General features: G+C 62.0%; 10 protein-coding genes. 7 read left to right on the forward strand and 3 right to left on the reverse strand.

What is annotated here, in order from left to right:
• Positions 1–742: 742 nt before the first annotated feature.
• Positions 743–1,396 (reverse strand): TetR/AcrR family transcriptional regulator, encoded by a 654-nt coding sequence (locus tag DMP06_RS10835; RefSeq protein ID WP_161957919.1) that lies wholly within the window; start codon positions 1,394–1,396, stop codon positions 743–745.
• An 11-nt stretch (positions 1,397–1,407) separates the two neighbouring features.
• On the reverse strand, positions 1,408–6,093 hold the full coding sequence (locus DMP06_RS10840) for an acyl-CoA dehydratase activase (protein ID WP_123209749.1): 4,686 nt from the start codon (positions 6,091–6,093) through the stop codon (positions 1,408–1,410).
• A gap of 423 nt (positions 6,094–6,516) precedes the next feature.
• On the opposite strand from DMP06_RS10840, the gene DMP06_RS10845 reads away from it, so the two are divergent.
• A complete protein-coding gene (locus DMP06_RS10845; protein ID WP_123209750.1) occupies positions 6,517–7,359 on the forward strand; it encodes a TetR/AcrR family transcriptional regulator in 843 nt (280 codons plus the stop codon).
• A 72-nt stretch (positions 7,360–7,431) separates the two neighbouring features.
• Here the strand turns inward: DMP06_RS10845 and DMP06_RS10850 are convergent, their stop codons facing one another.
• Complete coding sequence (locus DMP06_RS10850; protein ID WP_123209751.1) at positions 7,432–9,765, reverse strand: hypothetical protein; 2,334 nt, start codon at positions 9,763–9,765, stop codon at positions 7,432–7,434.
• Positions 9,766–10,146: 381 nt separating this feature from the next.
• Here DMP06_RS10850 and DMP06_RS10855 point away from each other — a divergent pair, with 381 nt between their 5' ends.
• The 6 genes from DMP06_RS10855 (at position 10,147) to DMP06_RS10880 (ending at position 16,883) form a co-directional block, all read left to right on the forward strand.
• Complete coding sequence (locus tag DMP06_RS10855; RefSeq protein WP_123209752.1) at positions 10,147–10,725, forward strand: hypothetical protein; 579 nt, start codon at positions 10,147–10,149, stop codon at positions 10,723–10,725.
• A 423-nt stretch (positions 10,726–11,148) separates the two neighbouring features.
• The gene (locus tag DMP06_RS10860) at positions 11,149–12,378 is read left to right on the forward strand and encodes a class II glutamine amidotransferase (RefSeq protein ID WP_123209753.1); all 1,230 of its coding nucleotides are present in this window, start codon (positions 11,149–11,151) and stop codon (positions 12,376–12,378) included.
• A gap of 3 nt (positions 12,379–12,381) precedes the next feature.
• Entirely contained in the window at positions 12,382–13,890 is a 1,509-nt protein-coding gene (locus DMP06_RS10865; protein WP_123209754.1) for a glutamate synthase-related protein, read from the forward strand.
• Between the two features lie 5 nt (positions 13,891–13,895).
• Positions 13,896–14,360 carry a 4Fe-4S dicluster domain-containing protein gene (locus DMP06_RS10870; protein WP_123209755.1) on the forward strand — a complete coding sequence of 155 codons (465 nt, stop codon included), beginning with the start codon at positions 13,896–13,898 and terminating at the stop codon, positions 14,358–14,360.
• Position 14,361: 1 nt separating this feature from the next.
• Complete coding sequence (locus DMP06_RS10875; protein ID WP_161957920.1) at positions 14,362–16,146, forward strand: NAD(P)/FAD-dependent oxidoreductase; 1,785 nt, start codon at positions 14,362–14,364, stop codon at positions 16,144–16,146.
• Complete coding sequence (locus tag DMP06_RS10880) at positions 16,143–16,883, forward strand: GltB/FmdC/FwdC-like GXGXG domain-containing protein (RefSeq protein WP_245962498.1); 741 nt, start codon at positions 16,143–16,145, stop codon at positions 16,881–16,883. The genes DMP06_RS10875 and DMP06_RS10880 overlap by 4 nt, the downstream gene beginning before the upstream one ends.
• Positions 16,884–17,093: the final 210 nt, after the last annotated feature.

The raw sequence follows: 17,093 nt of genomic DNA on the forward strand, positions 1-17,093 counted from the left end.
GAGTGGATGCGCTGGTTCCGCGAGGGGCGCATATCCCAGAAGCTCGGGTGGCTCACCCCGGACGAGCGCCGCGCGGCGCTGGGCTATCCGGTGCTGTAGGATGTACAAGAAAACGTCCGCGGTCCCCTTTTCATTGCTTCTTGCCAGTTTATCCAAGTATGTAATCCATTCTCAAATAATTTGGGCACTCGTTTGCCCCTCCTCGCATCCCGCCCGTGCATCCGCAAGGATGTGACCAGGCGCTTTAGGAATCAGCATGATGCTCCCCCTCTTCTTGACGCCCTTCGCACGCCTTCCACCCCGAAAAACATCGTGCAGAGGATTACATACTTGGGATAACTGGCAGAACCGAGGGGAAGGGACGCCTGATCGGATAACATACTTCGAAAAACTGCCAATTAAACAAGCTCTGTTTCGCTGGGCTTATCGGGCTCGAGCATTTTGCGGTTTGCCTCGAGATGCGCGCGTTCCCCTAGGGCGTTTTTTTGGTTTTGCCCGTAGATTCGTATATATTCCGCGGCCAGATACGAAGGCGTTTTCCGCTGCCGCTGCCGAACGGCCGAGGCTTGAGCGCGCTGACGCACCCCAGCCTGCTGTGGGCAAAGGGCCATCCGGGGCGGTTGGCAAGCAGTTCCGGATAGTCGTGTCGATTATCCGGAACTGCTGGTTGTGCGTTTGCCCGATTGGGGTCACCCGAAATCCTCGACTACGGCTCAATCGGGCCGGCCCCACCTGTAATGGCCTATGCTCGCGCCTGATGCATCAGGCAGCTGGCCATGTGCAGCCGTGCTAGCACGTCGGCTTCGGTCATGCCTTGGTATCGAGCCACCTGCTCGATCACGAATGCGGCGTTGCGTTTGAGAAAATCGTCGGTGGCGATGGTCGACGACGCCGGCCGCCCTTCTTTCTCGCGCGCGAAGCGGTAGGAGATGAGTCCCAGCGTGCCCGAGGTGAAATACTCGATGACCTCGCGCGTTGGCTCCGGAAGCTCCGTCTGGCCCGGCACCAGCAGGGCGGTCCACATGCCCACGATTGTACGTTTGGCCTCTTCGGCAACCAGGTCGAGTCCGCCGCGGTCCATTATGAGCGAGAGGCGGTACAGCTCGTTCGTTTCGCCCAGCCGCTGAGAAGGGGAGTCTTCGATGCCGCAGGCGAGCTCGAAGATCATGCCGGGGATGTCGCGCTCAACCAACAGCTCGCGCTCGATGGCTTCATGCAAAAGCGCGTCCAGGCTCTCGAAATGATAGTAGAACGTGCCGCGATTGCACTGGGCCTGCTCGACCACCATGCCGATGGTAATGTCGCTTAAGCGCCGCTCTTCGAGCAGCGTCCAGAACCCGTCGATGATGCGTTGGCGCGCCTCGACACAGTTTGCGTCTTTTTTCGGTCTGGCCATCTCGCGCCTCCTTACGCCAAGTTCTGGTTGGTTGTGCTGCCGACGGGGCATGCGGATGCGCCGACGCATGCGGCGCACGACTCGCATGCGTCCGAGTTTGCGGCAGCTTCAGGCGAGGTCGTCGAAGGACGCGCTGGCACGGCGTCATCGGCGCCGCTTTTGCCGGCGAGCGCATTCATCACTAGCATCTGCAGGCGGTTCTCCACGTTGGCGAAGCTCACGTCGGGATCGTAGTCCAGGGGCAGAATCTGCGCGTCGGGATACATCTCCTTGAGTCGTTTCGCCACACCGCGGCCGCATACATGGTTGGGCAGACATCCAAACGGCTGCAGGATGAGGAATGTGCGGCAGCCATGCTCCGCGTGATGCAGGATCTCGCCGGGAATCAGCACGCCTTCTCCCGCGTCGAAGGTGTGGTGCATGATGGGGTCGCTCGCCACAACCAGCTCGTCCATGCGCACGGCGGGCGTGTAGAGCGGGTGGCGGCACGCTATTTTGTCGCAGAAGTCGTGCGCGATGTCGAACACCTTGTTGGCGATGGCGTTCCAGGCCTTTTGCTGGGCCGGCAGGCTAACGTGGAACTCTTTGGCCTGCGCATCTTTATAGAAGTACGTTTTGCGGATGACATCGGTCATGCGCGCCTCGATGACCTCGAGACCGCACTTTTCCAGATATTCTTCCACGTCGTGGTTGGCGCCAGGATGGAAATTCAGCAGGTATTCGCCCACGATGAGCACCGTGGGGCGCGGGTTGGAGCGGTCGTAGCGAACCTGGCGCATGCGCTCGATGCCGCGCGAGAAGCCCGCACGAGCGCCGCGCAGGCCGCCCGAGTCCAAGCCGCCGATCAATTCGTCCATTGCGTACTCGAACGCTGCGTCGGAGGCGCCGGGGTCGAGCTCGTAGGGGCGCATCTTGCGCACGAGCTCTTCCAGCACGTCGATCATGGGCAGGCATCCCGCGATGCAGATGGCGGTGTAGGCGTTCATCTTGAAACCGGGGTGCTGATTGTGGGTGTCGGTGTCATCGTTGGTGATGATGGGCACCTGGGCGTATCCCGCGTCGTCGAGCGCCTTGCGCAAAAGCGCCGCGTAATGCGTGAGTCGGCAGTCGCCCACGTATTTGCCTGTGGCGACGGCAACGTGGTCGAGGTCGTACTTGCCGCTTTCCAGCTCGGCCAGCGCCTCGCCGATCACGATCTGTGCCGGGAAGCAGATGTCGTTGTGCACGTATTTCTTGCCCAGACGGATGGCCTCCTCGCGGCCGATGGGCAGCGGCACCGTGCGGATGCCCTGCTTGGCGAACGCGCTCGCCATCAGGCGGCTGAACGCGTGCGAGGTGTTGGGCATCAGCACCACCTTGTCGGCGCGGTCGGCCTTGGTGAATTTGACGGGGTAGGGGTCGGCCAGCTCGTGGGTCTCATGCGTGGGGGCGCTCGCGGATGCGGAACCGGGCTCGTTGCCCGAGTGCGCGGCAGCGTCGGCCGCTGCGGTAGCTCGCCCGGCTTCGTCGGTTGCGGCGGCTCGCCCAGATTTGTCATCTGCAGCAGCTTGTTCGGCTGCGCCGGCATCGCCCGCGCCGGCTTGGAGTGTCTCCTGCGTCTCCATCTCGCGGCGCATGTCAACCGTCTCCACGAAGGAGCGCACGCGGATGCGCAGCGGCCCCTGCACGTCGCTCTCGTCCACCTTGAGGATGAGCGGCGTCTTGCCCGAAACCTCGCGCATGATGCGCACGATTTCGTCGGAGAGGTACGCGTCATGGCCGCAGCCGAAGCTCACGAGCTGCACGAACTCCAGTTCATCGCGCTGAGCGGCCAGCACGGCACAGCCCAGCATGCGGGCGTGGTAATTATTTACGATATCCAAGCGACTGTTGTGCAGGTCCACCTCGGTGGCGCCCGGCACGGCATCGGGCGGCAGCACCGGTAGGCCCATCTCGGCGAACATCTCGGGCAGCTCGTGGTTCACGAGTGAATCGTTGTGGTAGGGGCGGCTCGCCAGCACCACGGCATAGCGGCCGTGCGCCTTGGTGTCGGCGATGGCCTTGCCGCCGGCCTCGAGCAGCTGACCCTTGAACGATTTCTGCGCGGCGTCGGCCGCTTCGATCGCACGCTTGGTGAGCTCGGGCGCCACGCCGAACGTCTCCTGCATCCAGCCTACAAGCTGGCGCTCGCGGTCGGCGTCGGTGTACCAGTGGAACAGCGGGTCGTCGAACTCCACGCCAAAGCGGCGCTGCGGGTTGTCGGAGTTGCGAATCACCATGGGGTAGCCCTTCACCACGGCGCACATCGACTCGCTCGATTCCTGCATGTTCTCGGAGGGCACGGTGGTGATGATGGGCATGAAGATGCGATCCACGCCGGCGCGCGCAAGGTCGCGGATGTGCCCATGCACAAGCTTGGCGGGGAAGCACACCGTGTCGGAGGTAACCGAGGGCAGGCCGCTCTCGAAGAGCGCACGCGTGCTTTCGCGCGAGAGCTTCACGCCAAAGCCGAGGCTCTTCCAGAAGGTGGTCCAAAACGGCATCGTATCCCAGAAGCTCAACACGCGCGGCAGGCCGATGGTGATGTCGCGCGGCTCGCACAGCCGGGGCGCATCGTAGTTAGCAAACAGCAGCTCGCGGCGCGTGTCGAAGAGGTTCGGGGCGCTGAAGCGCTGGTCCATGGCCGCCTTGGCGGCATCGCGCACGGCGGCATCTTTGGGGTCGCCGATCACCTCGCCGCGCGGGCAGCGGTTACCCGTGACCCATTGCGTGCCGTCGGAGAACGTGACCAGCGTGCGGTTGCAGTGGTTGGCGCAGAACGGGCAGGGCAGGTTGGACTGCTGTGTGTAGAAGAAATCGTCCAGCGCGTGCAGGCCGATGAACGTGGTGGTGTAGGCGTCGGGGCCGCCGTTTTTCTCCACGAAGCGTTTGGTCAGAAGCGCAGCGCCGATGGCGCCCATGAGCCCGGGGAAGGGCGCGCGAATCACGTTCTTGCCAATGTAGAGCTCAAGCGCGCGCAGCACGGCATCGTTGTTGAAGGTGCCGCCCTGCACGATCACCTTGTCGCCCAGGATATCGGTGTTGGGGATGCGCACCACCTTGGTGAACACGTTTTCGATGATGGAGCGGCAGAGCCCCGCCATGATGTCCTCAGGCGTGCGGCCGTTGCGCTGCTCGCTCACGATGGAGCTGTTCATGAACACGGTGCAGCGGCTGCCCAGCTGCGCGGGCGATTGCGATTCGAACGCCGCCTGGGCAATCTCGCGCGTGGGGATGCCCAATGTTGAGGCGAAGTTCTCCAAAAAGCTGCCGCAGCCCGAAGAGCACGCTTCGTTGACCACGATATCCGAGATGATGCCGTCGTCGAGCCAGATGGCCTTCATGTCCTGCCCGCCGATGTCCAGGATGAAGCTGGCATCGGGCACGTAGGCGGTGGCGGCCGCGGCGTGGGCCACGGTTTCAACGGTGTGGTAATCGGCGTGGAGGGCCTGGCTGAACATGAGCTCGCCGTAGCCGGTGGTGCCGCATGCGATGATGGTGAGCGTCACGCTGTGGGCGGCGTAGCGGTCGCGCATCTCGATGAGCGCGTCGCGCGCCACGTCGAGCGGCTGGCCTTCGTTGGGGGCATAGAACTCGTCCACGAGCTCGCCCTGCTCGTTGATGAGCGCGAACTTGGTGGTGGTGCTGCCCGAGTCTATTCCCAAGTAACAGCGCAGCACATCACCTGGCTGGGGCTTGGGCGCATGGGGACGTCTCTCCTTGGCGTGGCGCTCTTCGAACTCGGCGCGTTCGGCTGCGGAGGCGAACAGCGGCGCTGCGCCCGTGGTGCCGTCGCCCTGGGGGCGCTCGGCGAGGGTGGCCTTGGCCGCTTCGATGTCGATGGGCTGCGCGTCTGCGAACATGCCCGAGAGCGAGTACGCCGTGCCCAGGGCCACGATGGTCTCGGGGTGCTCGGGGCGGATGGCTTGCTCGTCGGTGAGGTTCAGACGTTCGCAGAACACGCGTACGAGCGTGGGGTTGAACGTGAGCGGGCCGCCCTCGAAGATGACGGGCGGCTCGATGTCGAGGCCCTGCGCCAGGCCGCCGATGGTCTGCTTGGCGATGGCATGCAGCGATGAGAGCGCGATGTCTTCGCGCGGCACGCCTTGATTAAGGAGGGGCTGGATATCGGTTTTGGCATACACGCCGCAGCGGCCGGAGATGTCGTAGACGGCCTTGCCCTGCGATGCCAGCGAATCGAATTCTTCGGTGGGCACCTTGAGCAGCGTGGCGATTTCGTCGATGAAGGCTCCCGTTCCGCCCGCGCAGCTGCCGTTCATGCGCATGTCTGCCACATCGAGGCGGCCGCTTGCGGGGTCCTGGCGGAAGAACACCATCTTGGCGTCCTGGCCGCCCAGCTCGATGGCACAGCGCGTTTGCGGGTAGAGCTTCTGCACGGCTACGGCGTTGGCTACCACCTCTTGGATGTAGGGAGCGCCAAGCGCCTGAGCGATGTGGGCCGAACCCGATCCGGTGACTGCGGCGCGTACGGTAGCGGCGGGGAAGGCGGAGCGCACCTCGTCCAGCACATGGGCGACGCTTTCAGCCTGGCGGGCATTGTGGCGTTTGTATCCCGAAGCCAGGCGCGCACCCGTGGCGGTATCGAGCACCACGTATTTGGTCGTGGTGGATCCGATGTCGATGCCAAGGTCGATGGAGGCAGGGGGTTGAGTACTCATGGAACTCCTCTAAGAACTATATGCATGCGCTCAGCGTGTGCCCGCAATAGGGGCATCGTGTCTGTATCAATTGGTTATTTGAACACTATGTTGTATTAATTGCAACAATAAATCCAATTCGGATTCGGTGAACGACAAAAACCTCTTAAATACGCGCGCACGACAAAATGTGCGCGTGCGATACGAGAAGTTCGATGGCGGTGCATGGGGGAAAGAAGAGGGTGCACCCTGCATATAGCGCGGGCACTTGAATGCAGGGGATCCGGAGACACTTCATCCAACGTTTTTATGTAATCCCAGATGACAGGTATTCTATACATTGTATAGTAGAATATATACGGTGTATAATATGAGAGAAATCTTCAAAAGGCGCGACGTGGGCAGGACGTGGCCTGATTAGGTGCAAAAGGAGGGCGGCATCCGATGGGGCAACAAGAAGCTAAGCCGGGGCGGCAAGAATCTAAGCCGGCCAAGAACGCAACCCGGCGCGCGAAAGGCACGCTCACCAAAGAGGAAGTGGTGCGCGAAGCGATGCGCTTGATCGAGCAGGAGGGGGTAGATGCATGCTCGATGCGCAACGTGGCAACGCGCGTGGGCGTGACCGCCATGGCGCTCTACTCATATGTTCCGTCGCGCGATGCTTTGCTCAATGAGGCGTGCGTTGCGTTCCTCTCCACGGTGGACGCGCGTCCGCGTCCGGGGGAGCGCTGGGATGACACGCTCATCCGCTGCATGCGCGCGCTCCGCAATGCATGCATGCAACATCCGCGCATCGCGGCGCTCACGAACGATCCCGCAGTGGGCGCGGGACTGGAGCCGTACCTGATGCGCCTTCGAGCGCTGTTCTTGGCGCAGGGCATGCCGGAGGAAATCGCTATCCAGCTGACCATAGCGGCGGATGCATTCTTCGCGGGCTTCATGCTGCGCTCGGGGCAGCTGGTAGAGCGCGTGCATGACGGCGACGGCTCCCAGGCCGCTACGGGCCGCAAGGGGAGGGCCGGCACGGGCGATGCCTCGGCATCCACTCATTCGGCCGCGCCCGCCCATCCTGCCGATGCGTCCAAGCGCCTGGCGGTTACCTCGCGCGTGCCAGGCATGCTCACCGGCCGCACCCATCAAGCGCCGCCGCCCGTTCCCAACGAGCATTGGCGTCGAACCACCGCCGCGGGCTATTCGGCATCCTCGTTCGAAAACGGGCTCCTCATCATCGCGGAGGGCTTGCGCGCTTGCCTCGACCCCTACCCGTGCGACTGGCGCACTCCGTAGGCGATACGTTTATCGACCGCGCTTGATGCGCGTGGAAAGGCGCGCGCCAGTCGCACCGGAGTGCCATGCGGGCTACCAGTGCTTGCGGAAGGTGCCGTCGCTGTCGAGGCGGCCGACCTCCTTGCCGTCTTTCATGACCACCTTGTCGCTTCCGAAGAACGCATCGCGCACTTCGTAGGTGTCGTCTCCGATGGAAACCTTCGTGCGGCCGCCGAAGCTGCTTTCATGCACGGTACCCATTTTGGCGCCGTGCTTGTCGCGCACGACGGTGGGACTGAAGATGCCCGAGCGGTCCACTTCTGCGATCTTGCGCCCGTATTTGTCATTGACCTGCGTGTTGGCGCTTGAGCCGCCGCCCAAGAAACTTCCTCCTGTCGAGTTTCCGCGCCAGAAGCTTCCGCCAGCGCTGCTGCTTGCGCCGCCCCCAAAGCTGCTTGCGCCGCCAGGGTTGTAGCCTCCGCCATAAACGTAGCTGCCGCCTACGTAGTCGGAGGAGTGCGCGTTGTCGTAGGCGAAGTAGATGACGGCGATGACGATGATGACCGCCGCAACCGCGATGACCCCGGCGAACCTCCACAGCTCCACGATGTATTCCGCCCACGGGCTGTATGACGCCCTCTCGACGCATGCCGTCATAGTTTCGGGCAGGCTCGAGAAGTATCCGGTTTGCATCTCTGCCATAACGAACGCGTAGACGGCGAACCCCGCAGAGGCGGCAATCATGGCGTACGAGGCGAATTTGCCTAGGGAGTTAAGAGCGCCGTGCTTTCTCTCGGTTGCCTTGTGCCAGAATCCCACCACGCAATTGAGCGCGGTGCCCGCGATGAGCAAAACCGCAGCAACGGGCAATCCGACGCTCGATTTGAAAAGCGCACCCCAGAGAGCTCCGAAGAGGTCAAGCCGTTCCTCGCCTGCGTTGACGAGCGAGAAGACCGCGAAGAAAAGCATCACCGCAAGAATGACGAGCACGATTATCCTGACGACGAATCCGATTTCGTCGATCAGCTCGGGGGCGACGCCGGAGAGACTGGATTTGGAATTCTTACCATCGGTCTTGCTGTCGCCTGCGTTCATGTCGATTTCCTCGCGCTTCGATTTGCACCATGCGTGGAGCCGTTTCCACAGCGTGCTCACCACGAGCATCGCGAGCACGATCTGGGCGGCGCCGACTTCTACAAAATGCTGTGTCATGAGCATGGCGCGGGGTGCCCAGATATTCGCCGTATCGGAGGCGGCTGCGAGCGTGGACATGGATCCGTCCTCGAAGATTGCGTACCAGATCCAACCGAGCAAAGAAAGTGCGCTGAGCAAACCAATGAACGCAAGAATGTACAGGAACACGCGCACGATGCGAACGACGGCACCGAGCCACCACAGCGCCTCGGTTTCTTCCATTCCCTTTGACCAATAGATGTAGAAGGAGTTGGCAATGCCAACGAGTATGAACAGGGCGGCGGTCTGCATTAGCCCGGTATGGACGAACACTCCCCACGCGTCCGACAGAATCATGAGAGGATCGAACGCCTGGGCGCCACCGCTTTGCTGTCCGATAACGATATAGGCGAACACGACGCAAAACGCGTACAGCATGATCAGATAGCGCACGTGGCACACCGCACGCACGATGGGGTATACGCCCACGTTATGCGCGTTTTCCCACTGCTTGATAAAGAGCATGCTCGAGTTCTGGGCATCTTTCCACTGCTTGAGATACCAGTGGAGCACCAACCAAACGGCGATGGCAATCGCCGGAACGAAGACTCCGAAGCGCACGTATTCCGTCTCTCCGAGAGCGAAGAAAGAGATAACGCCGGCGATTGCGATGGGGGCTAGGGCGCGAATGGCGATAGCCTTCGCCCAGTCGCTTCCGGGCTCTGGAGCCTTCAGCTTCGGCTTGGGGTCTTTCGATTCCTTGCGTTTGAACAGGGAAGAGTCGTGCGACGTTTTCTTTTTGGAAGAACCGGAGGAAGGGTTCTCCTTTTTGGAATCGGAGGACGATGCCTCTTCGTCGGAGTTGGAAGGTGCATGGTTGTTGCTAGGTTTCTGATTTCTGCCCGTGCCCGAAAGGTGCTTGCTCACGGCTTTGGCGGAACTTCTTTTCGATTTTGCCTGCGGGGATTCATCTTGCGGGTCGTTGGCTATTATCTCGACAATCTTTTCTATTCCGTGCTCATCGTATACCTGCATCAGTTCGGTGATTCTTTCCGAATTGCTTTCGGCATTCTCGGAGATGGGCTTGCCCTCCTTCGCCTCCTCGTATCTTTTTAGGGTGCGCTTGACGCTCTCTCTGGTTTTGGCAACTTGCCAAGGGGAGTCCCACAATTCTTGCTGCAGCGTGTTAAGGGTGTCGATTGCGTCTTGCTGGTGAGGGGCTAAATTATCGGGAGGGGGTTGGCGTGTTGGCATGGTATTCTCCTTCGCGGGGTGTTGCTGCGTGCTGCTTATTGTACTGCGATTTTTTGATGTCCGAGATGGTTTTGCGGCGAACCTCGGAGGGAAGTCCGCATGCCTTCCTGAATCTTTATCCGTGCGAATGGGAAACGCCCTAGGTTGTATCGCGGCAGCCTTTGGGACCCTCGTTGTCCTCGTGCATATCCCGTCATCATCCCGTTACCTTCGGCAACGAGCCGTTGGTTAATTGTTACCGCTCTGCAACCATTTTTGTTAAGGTTTTCTCTAGAATGGGCGCATGTTCGGCGGAAGGAACGTGGCCGGGCGCAGGCAGCTGCGGCATCGCAGGAGATTCGCGGCTTCGCGGAACACGCGTGCAGAAGAGGAGGCACCACGATGAAGATGCGTCGTTCAACTCCCGTTTTGATCATGGCCCTCGTCCTTGCTGTAGGAGGCGCCGCCTTGACCGGCTGCACTGCTCCGCAAAACAACAACGACGAGGTGCTCGCTAAGCTCGACGAGATGCAGGCGCAGATCGACGAGCTCGAGGCCAACCAGAACTCCTCGGCCGCATCCGACGACGCCGCTTCTTCCGAATCCGCCGACGCGACCGACGACGCCGCCAAGGCTGACGACGCCGCGAAGAGCGACGCGAGCTCCGCGTCCGCCGATGAGTTCACCGCCCAGATGGATGATTTTGCCAAGCGCGCCGATGACGCCGCCGCCACTGCGGGCAAGGTGTCGGTTCCCTCCAATGCGGCCGATCGCACCCAGGCGTACTTCGACGCAAAGGCGCCGCTTGAGGAGCTCGACAACGAGCTGAGCCGCCTGGACGACGCCATCGAAGCGGCATACGCTCAGGGCTCCCTCACGCGCGAAGACGTGTTCGCGCTCGAAAAGCAGGAGGACGCCATCGACGAGGTGCTCGATCGCGCCGAAGACGACCTCGAGCAGCGTATGGGTGTGGACGACTAACGAGCTCTGCGCTTTACGTGCGGCCGTTTGGGTTGCCGGAGCGTGCTAGCCGACCAATCGAATACGATCGCATAAGGGCCACGGCTTTGCCGCGGCTCTTTTTACGTGGGCGTTCATGCGTTTGAAACCATTTCGCCTCGCGTTTGAAACCATTTCGCTTTCTGCTCGAAACCGATTCGCCACGCTCTTGAAACCTCCTTTTCATGGTGACGAAACCATGCGGACACACGCTCCTAACGTACGTATCGTAATCTTTTATGCAAGCGCTTGGCCTCCCGGGGCGTAGGACGGGATGGCCGGGCGCCTTTTCTTCTCGAGGAAATTTCACGAGAAGCTGAGTGGTACATGGGGTGCACGACACGACCGGCTTCCGGCTCATCCAACGTGTCGCGTGCCGATGAGCATATGAAGAGGAGGCCGTCTATGGGTGACTGGCAGCAGGCGGGAAGTCCGCGAAGGGGCTTGCGCGAGGGGGAGGTTCGCATTCCCTCCGGGTGCGCGATCGCCGCGATCATGGACCGCACCGGCGCGCGCCACAACGGCAAAGACATCTGCCGCTCGATTGCGCTCATGCACGATCGCTCGAATGGCCTAGGCGGCGGCTTTGCGGCTTACGGCATCTACCCCGAGTATGCCGAGCTGTACGCGTTTCATGTTCTGTACGAGAGCCACGAAGCGCGCATGGCCACCGAGAGCTACCTGAACGAGCATTTCCTGTGCGAGAAACAGGAGCGCATTCCTACCACGCCCGTGAAGGGAATCAAGAACCCTCCCGATTCGTGGCGGTATTTTCTCACGCCGCATCCGTCTCGCCACGACCTTGAGTTCGGCGAATTCGACGAGGCCGAATACACCATGCAGTGCGTGTTTCATATAAACGCACGCATCAACGGCGCTTTCGTGGCGTCGTCGGGCAAGAACATGGGGGCGTTCAAAGGCGTGGGGTATCCGGAGGAGATCGGCGAGTACTACCGCATCGACGAGTACAAGGCATGGCTGTGGACGGCTCACGGGAGGTTTCCCACCAACACGCCCGGCTGGTGGGGCGGCGCGCATCCGTTCACGCTCCTCAACTGGTCGATCGTGCACAACGGCGAGATCTCAAGCTACGACACCAATCGCCGCTACGTGGAGCAGTTCGGCTACGACTGCGCTCTGCAGACCGACACCGAGGTGATTACCTATCTGTTCGACCTGCTGGTTCGTCGCCACGGCTTTTCGCAGGAAATGGCGGCGCACATCATGGCGGCGCCGTCGTGGGACGCCATAGATCGCATGGAGCCTTCTCTGGGCGCCTTTGAGACGGCGCTGCGCTGCACCTATTCCGATTGCCTGGTAAACGGGCCTTTTTCGGTCATCCTGGGATCCGAAGAGGGTCTTTTGGCTTTAAACGACCGCCTGAAGCTGCGCGCTCTCATGGTGGGCGAGAAGGGCTCCATGGTGTACCTGGCGAGCGAGCAGGCGTCCATCGAACTGGTGTGCCCCGACGTTGAAAACGTGCGTTCCATTGAGGGCGGCGTGCCGTTTGTGGTGCAGCTTGACGAGGTAGCGCGCAAAAAGGCAGCGGCGTCGTTCGAAAACCAACCCGATTTGAAACCGTCGGTCCAGTTCACGGGCGTAATGCCGGCCGAGAACAAACGAGGGGAGGCCTAAGGCATGCTGGATTACGTGTATCCGCGCTATAAAGTGCTGCGCGACGCCGATCAGTGCATCAAGTGCGGCGTGTGCGAGCGCTCGTGCGCAAACGAAGTGCACCGCGTTGACAACGACCTGGGGCGGGTTGTCGCCGATCATATGAAGTGCGTGAACTGTCAGCGCTGTGTGGTCATGTGCCCCACGCGCGCCCTTTCTATCGTGGAATGGCCGCAGGTGGGCAACGGCTCCAACAACTGGACGCTTTCCGCGATGCAGGATATCGCGCGCCAGGCGCAAACCGGCGCGGTGCTGCTTTCGTCCATGGGCAACCCGCAGCACTATCCCATCTACTGGGATCACCTTCTGCTCAATGCCAGCCAGGTTACCAACCCCTCTATCGACCCTTTGCGCGAGCCCATGGAGACGCGCGTGTTTTTGGGCGGTCGCCCCGGCGCGCTCAAGGTGAACGAGCGGGACCGCACGGTCGTCTCTCCCATGCCTCCTCGCATCAAGCTCGACGTGCCCATTATGTTTTCGGCCATGAGCTTTGGGTCCATCTCTCTCAATGCCCAGAAGGCGCTCGCGATGGCGGCGCAGGAGCTGGGCACCTACTTCAACTGCGGCGAGGGCGGTTTGCATGCCGATCTTGAGAGGTTCGGCGACCGTGCGGTTGTGCAGGTTGCGTCCGGCCGCTTCGGCGTCGACATGCATTACCTTGAGACGGCGGCGATGATTGAGATAAAAATCGGACAGGGCGCCAAGCCGGGTATCGGCGGGCATCTGCCGGGCGAGAAGATAAACGCCGAGGTGAGCCGCACGCGTATGATTCCGCAGGGCACCGATGCCATCAGCCCGGCGCCCCATCACGATATCTACTCCATCGAGGACCTGCGTCAGCTGGTGTTCTCGCTTAAGGAGGCCACGCGCTACACCAAGCCTGTGGCGGTGAAGATCGCGGCGGTGCACAACGTGGCCGCCATCGCGAGCGGCATGGCTCGTGCCGGCGCCGATGTGATCGTGGTTGACGGCTTCCGCGGCGGCACGGGCGCGGCGCCCAAACGCATCCGTGACAACGTGGGCATTCCCATCGAGCTGGCGCTGGCAAGCGTGGATGCGCGCTTGCGCGACGAGGGCATAAGGAGCCGCGTGAGCCTGGTGGCGGCAGGGTCGATGCGTTCGTCCGCCGACGTGGTGCGCGCGATCGCCCTCGGCGCCGATGCCGTGTACTGCGCTTCGGCGGCGCTTATCGCTTTGGGATGCCATCAGTGCCAGGACTGCGCGAGCGGAAGGTGCAACTGGGGCATCGCCACGCAGCGCGAGGACCTCACGCGTCGTCTGAATCCCGAAATCGCGGCCGAACGCGTGGTGAACCTGGTGCACGCTTGGACGCACGAGATCAAAGAGATCATGGGCGGCATGGGCATCAACGCCATCGACAGCCTGCGCGGCAACCGGCTGATGCTGCGCGGCGTGGGCCTCAACGAGAAAGAGCTCGAGATTCTGGGCGTCAAATACGCGGGGGAGCAGTGAGGCGCATGAAGAGGATTTACGCGATAGAGAACTGGTGCATCGACTGCAAGCGCTGCGAGGTGGCGTGCAAGGCGTTCCATTCCAGCTACCGGGATGCGGTCAAGGCGTACCAGCTCGAAGACGAGACCGCCTTCGAGCGCGTGCGCGTGGAGGGCGGGCTCATGCGTTCGGTGGCGGTGAACTGCCGCCACTGCGCCCACCCCAAGTGCGTCGAGGGATGTATCTCGGGCGCGATGCGGAAGGATCCCGTTACGGGCGTGGTCACGTCCGACCCCGATAAATGCGTGGGATGCCGCACGTGCGTATCGATGTGTCCATTCGGCTGCGTGCGGGTTGAACCCGCGGGCGTCAAGGCGATCGCCATCAAGTGCGACCTGTGCGGCGACGGTGCCGGCGAGCCGGGCGAGCCCCGTTGCGTTGCGGCGTGCCCCAACCGGGCTCTCATCTATGTGGAAAGCGAGGGGTGCTAGCATGGCTCAAGATACGATTCGCTCCCAGGGGTACGAGCGTCGCGCTGCTTTCGGCCTCGTAGCGCCCACCGCCTCTATCCCTTCTGCAGGTGACGCCTATGCTAGGCCCTCTGCCATTGCCTGCCCCGTTGCAAATGACGGGCGACTTGAGGCCGATTATCTCATCATCGGCAATTCCGCCGCCGGTGTGGCTGCTGCCGAAACCTTGCGGGCGTGCGACGGCGAGGCGTCCATCCTCATGGTTTCCGACGAGCCGTACGCTGCGTACGGAAGGCCGCTTATTTCGTACCTGCTCGAGGGGAAGACCTCCATCGATCGTGTGGGATACCGCGATGCGGGATTCTACGACCGCAACCGCATTGCCACCCTGTTCGGTGCTGCGTGCAAGGTCGTCTCGATCGACCCTGAGGCGCATGAGGCGGCCTGCGCCGACGGCACGGTGATTAGGTATGGAAAATGCCTGCTTGCTACGGGCAGCGTGGCGTTCGTGCCGCATATCGAAGGCATGGAGGGTCGCGCCAACGTGCATCGGTTCATGACGCTCGACGATGCGCTGGGCGCCTGGGAGGATGCTGTGGAGTCGACCAGGCGCGCCCACGACGAGGGGTGCGAGAGCCGCGTCATCGTCATCGGGGGCGGGCTTATCGGCGCGAAGGCTGCCGAGGCTTTGTCCCATCACGTGGATGAAGTGGTCGTGTTCGAGCACAACAACCGCATTCTGCCCGCGGTTCTCGATGAGGAAGGGGCGGGCATCGTTCAGCGTCTGCTCGAGCCGCATGGCATCGTGTGCCGTCCGGGGATGAGCGCCGAGGCGCTCGTGGGAGAGGGCGACCGTGTGGTGAGCGCGCATCTGACCGATGGGTCGGATTTGCCGTGCGACATGGTGGTGATGGCCGTGGGTGTGCGCCCCGCGTCGAGCCTCGCCGTGGATGCGGGCGCCGAGCAGGGGCGCGGCCTCGTGGTGGGTCGCGACCTCCAAACCACGCTGCCCGACGTGTACGCCGCGGGCGACGTGACGCAGGTGAGTGATAGGCTCACCGGGGCGCAGCGTCCGCTTGCGCTGTGGCCCAACGCCGTGCATCAGGGCCGCATCGCCGCGCTGCATATGGCAGGCGTGCCTGATGCCCCCGATTTCGTTGACTCCTTTGCGGTAAACGCTGTCGATTTCTTCGACATTTCGCTACTGACGTCGGGGATTATCAACCCGTCCGAAGGCGACGGATGCGAGGTCCATACGTTCGTCGAGGGTGACGAATATGCCAAGTTCGTTGTGCGCGGCGGAGCATTGGTGGGTTATGTGCTGCTCAACCGTCCCGACGATGCGGGCGTATATACGTCGATGATTGAGGACGAGGTTCCTTTGTCCTCCTTGGAAGGCGACGTCTTCTCGCGCCCCGTGGGCAACCTCGATTTCTCCGAGGATGTGCGTTGGCGACGGCTGCACAAGGGATACCCCGGAACGCTGGACGAATTCGGCTGGTCATGCGATCCCGGCGTGCGCCCCGATTCCGGCACCGATTCAGGCTCCGGCACCGATTTTGGAACCGGCCCTGATTGCTGCGCCGGTCGTGGTGTCGCTTTCGATTCCGGGGTCGGCGCCGCTTTCGATTCCGGGGCCAGCGCCGATTCCGATCCTGTTTCCAGCTCTGATTCTGGCGCCGACCCCAATCCCGATTCCAGCTCCGGTTCGGGCTCCGGTTCCGACCCTGACACCAGCTCAAAGTCGCGGCAAAGGCGCAGCGAGCTCCTTTCCGGGCGAGCTTCCGAAGAAGGTGATTTTGCATGATGGCGTCCAAAGAACAAGGCAAGATGGTTGTCACGTTAGGCACCGTCCATTTCAAAGAGGCCAATGAGGCGGTGCGCGAGGCGCTCGATGCCGCCGACACGGTGGAGCTTCGCGAAGTGTTTGCTCAGCGCTATTTGGGTTGCGGCATGCCGGCGGGCAAACGGCTCGAAATCCACGGCGTGCCCGGAAACGACATGGCGTGTTACATGGACGGCGGCCGCATCGAGGTGTTCGGCAACGCCCAAGATCAGGTTGCCAACACCATGAACGATGGCGATATAGTGATCCATGGGCGCGTGGGCGACGCCGCAGGCTATGGCATGCGCGGCGGGCGTATTCTCGTGCGCGATGACTGCGGATGGCGTGTTGGCATACACATGAAGCAATATCAGGACAAATGCCCGTCTATCGTCATCGGCGGCAATGCGGGCAGCTTCCTAGGCGAGTACATGGCGGGTGGCGTGATCGTTCTCATGGGCCATGCGGGGCCGTATCTCGCTACGGGTATGCACGGCGGCGTGATGTATCTGCGTCATGAGCTGGATGAATGCGATATTCCCGAAGGCTTGGTGCAAGAGCCGCTGGAAGATTGCGATCGGGCCGTGATTGCGCGTCTTTTGGGCGAATACAACGATGCGTTCGCAGATGAGCTGGGCGGGCCCGTTGATGCGAGCGGCGAGGGATTCGTTCGTCTGCGCCCGGCAAGCTCGCGCCCCTACGCCAACCTCTATGCGTAAACTCCTGTGCCGCCGTCGCACATTGCCCTAGGGGTCTTCTGACGGTGAATCGGCATCAAAGGACGTCATTTTTACGGTGAAGCGGGGGTGCGGCAGAAATCCTGGAAGGCGGGGCGGGCCGTTCGTTCGTGCTAGGCCGCCAGGCCCAGCGACTCCCTGTACGCCTTCGGGCTCAGCCACCCGAGCGACTCCTTGATCCGGCCCTCGTTA

Source organism: Slackia equolifaciens (assembly GCF_003725995.1).
GTDB lineage: Bacteria > Actinomycetota > Coriobacteriia > Coriobacteriales > Eggerthellaceae > Slackia > Slackia equolifaciens.

Bases quoted from the DNA above. Each gene is read 5' to 3' on its own strand.
- DMP06_RS10835 (WP_161957919.1), bottom strand. From the start codon at position 1,396: ATGGCCAGACCGAAAAAAGACGCAAACTGTGTCGAGGCGCGCCAACGC.
- DMP06_RS10840 (WP_123209749.1), bottom strand. From the start codon at position 6,093: ATGAGTACTCAACCCCCTGCCTCCATCGACCTTGGCATCGACATCGGA.
- DMP06_RS10845 (WP_123209750.1), top strand. From the start codon at position 6,517: ATGGGGCAACAAGAAGCTAAGCCGGGGCGGCAAGAATCTAAGCCGGCC.
- DMP06_RS10850 (WP_123209751.1), bottom strand. From the start codon at position 9,765: ATGCCAACACGCCAACCCCCTCCCGATAATTTAGCCCCTCACCAGCAA.
- DMP06_RS10855 (WP_123209752.1), top strand. From the start codon at position 10,147: ATGAAGATGCGTCGTTCAACTCCCGTTTTGATCATGGCCCTCGTCCTT.
- DMP06_RS10860 (WP_123209753.1), top strand. From the start codon at position 11,149: ATGGGTGACTGGCAGCAGGCGGGAAGTCCGCGAAGGGGCTTGCGCGAG.
- DMP06_RS10865 (WP_123209754.1), top strand. From the start codon at position 12,382: ATGCTGGATTACGTGTATCCGCGCTATAAAGTGCTGCGCGACGCCGAT.
- DMP06_RS10870 (WP_123209755.1), top strand. From the start codon at position 13,896: ATGAAGAGGATTTACGCGATAGAGAACTGGTGCATCGACTGCAAGCGC.
- DMP06_RS10875 (WP_161957920.1), top strand. From the start codon at position 14,362: ATGGCTCAAGATACGATTCGCTCCCAGGGGTACGAGCGTCGCGCTGCT.
- DMP06_RS10880 (WP_245962498.1), top strand. From the start codon at position 16,143: ATGATGGCGTCCAAAGAACAAGGCAAGATGGTTGTCACGTTAGGCACC.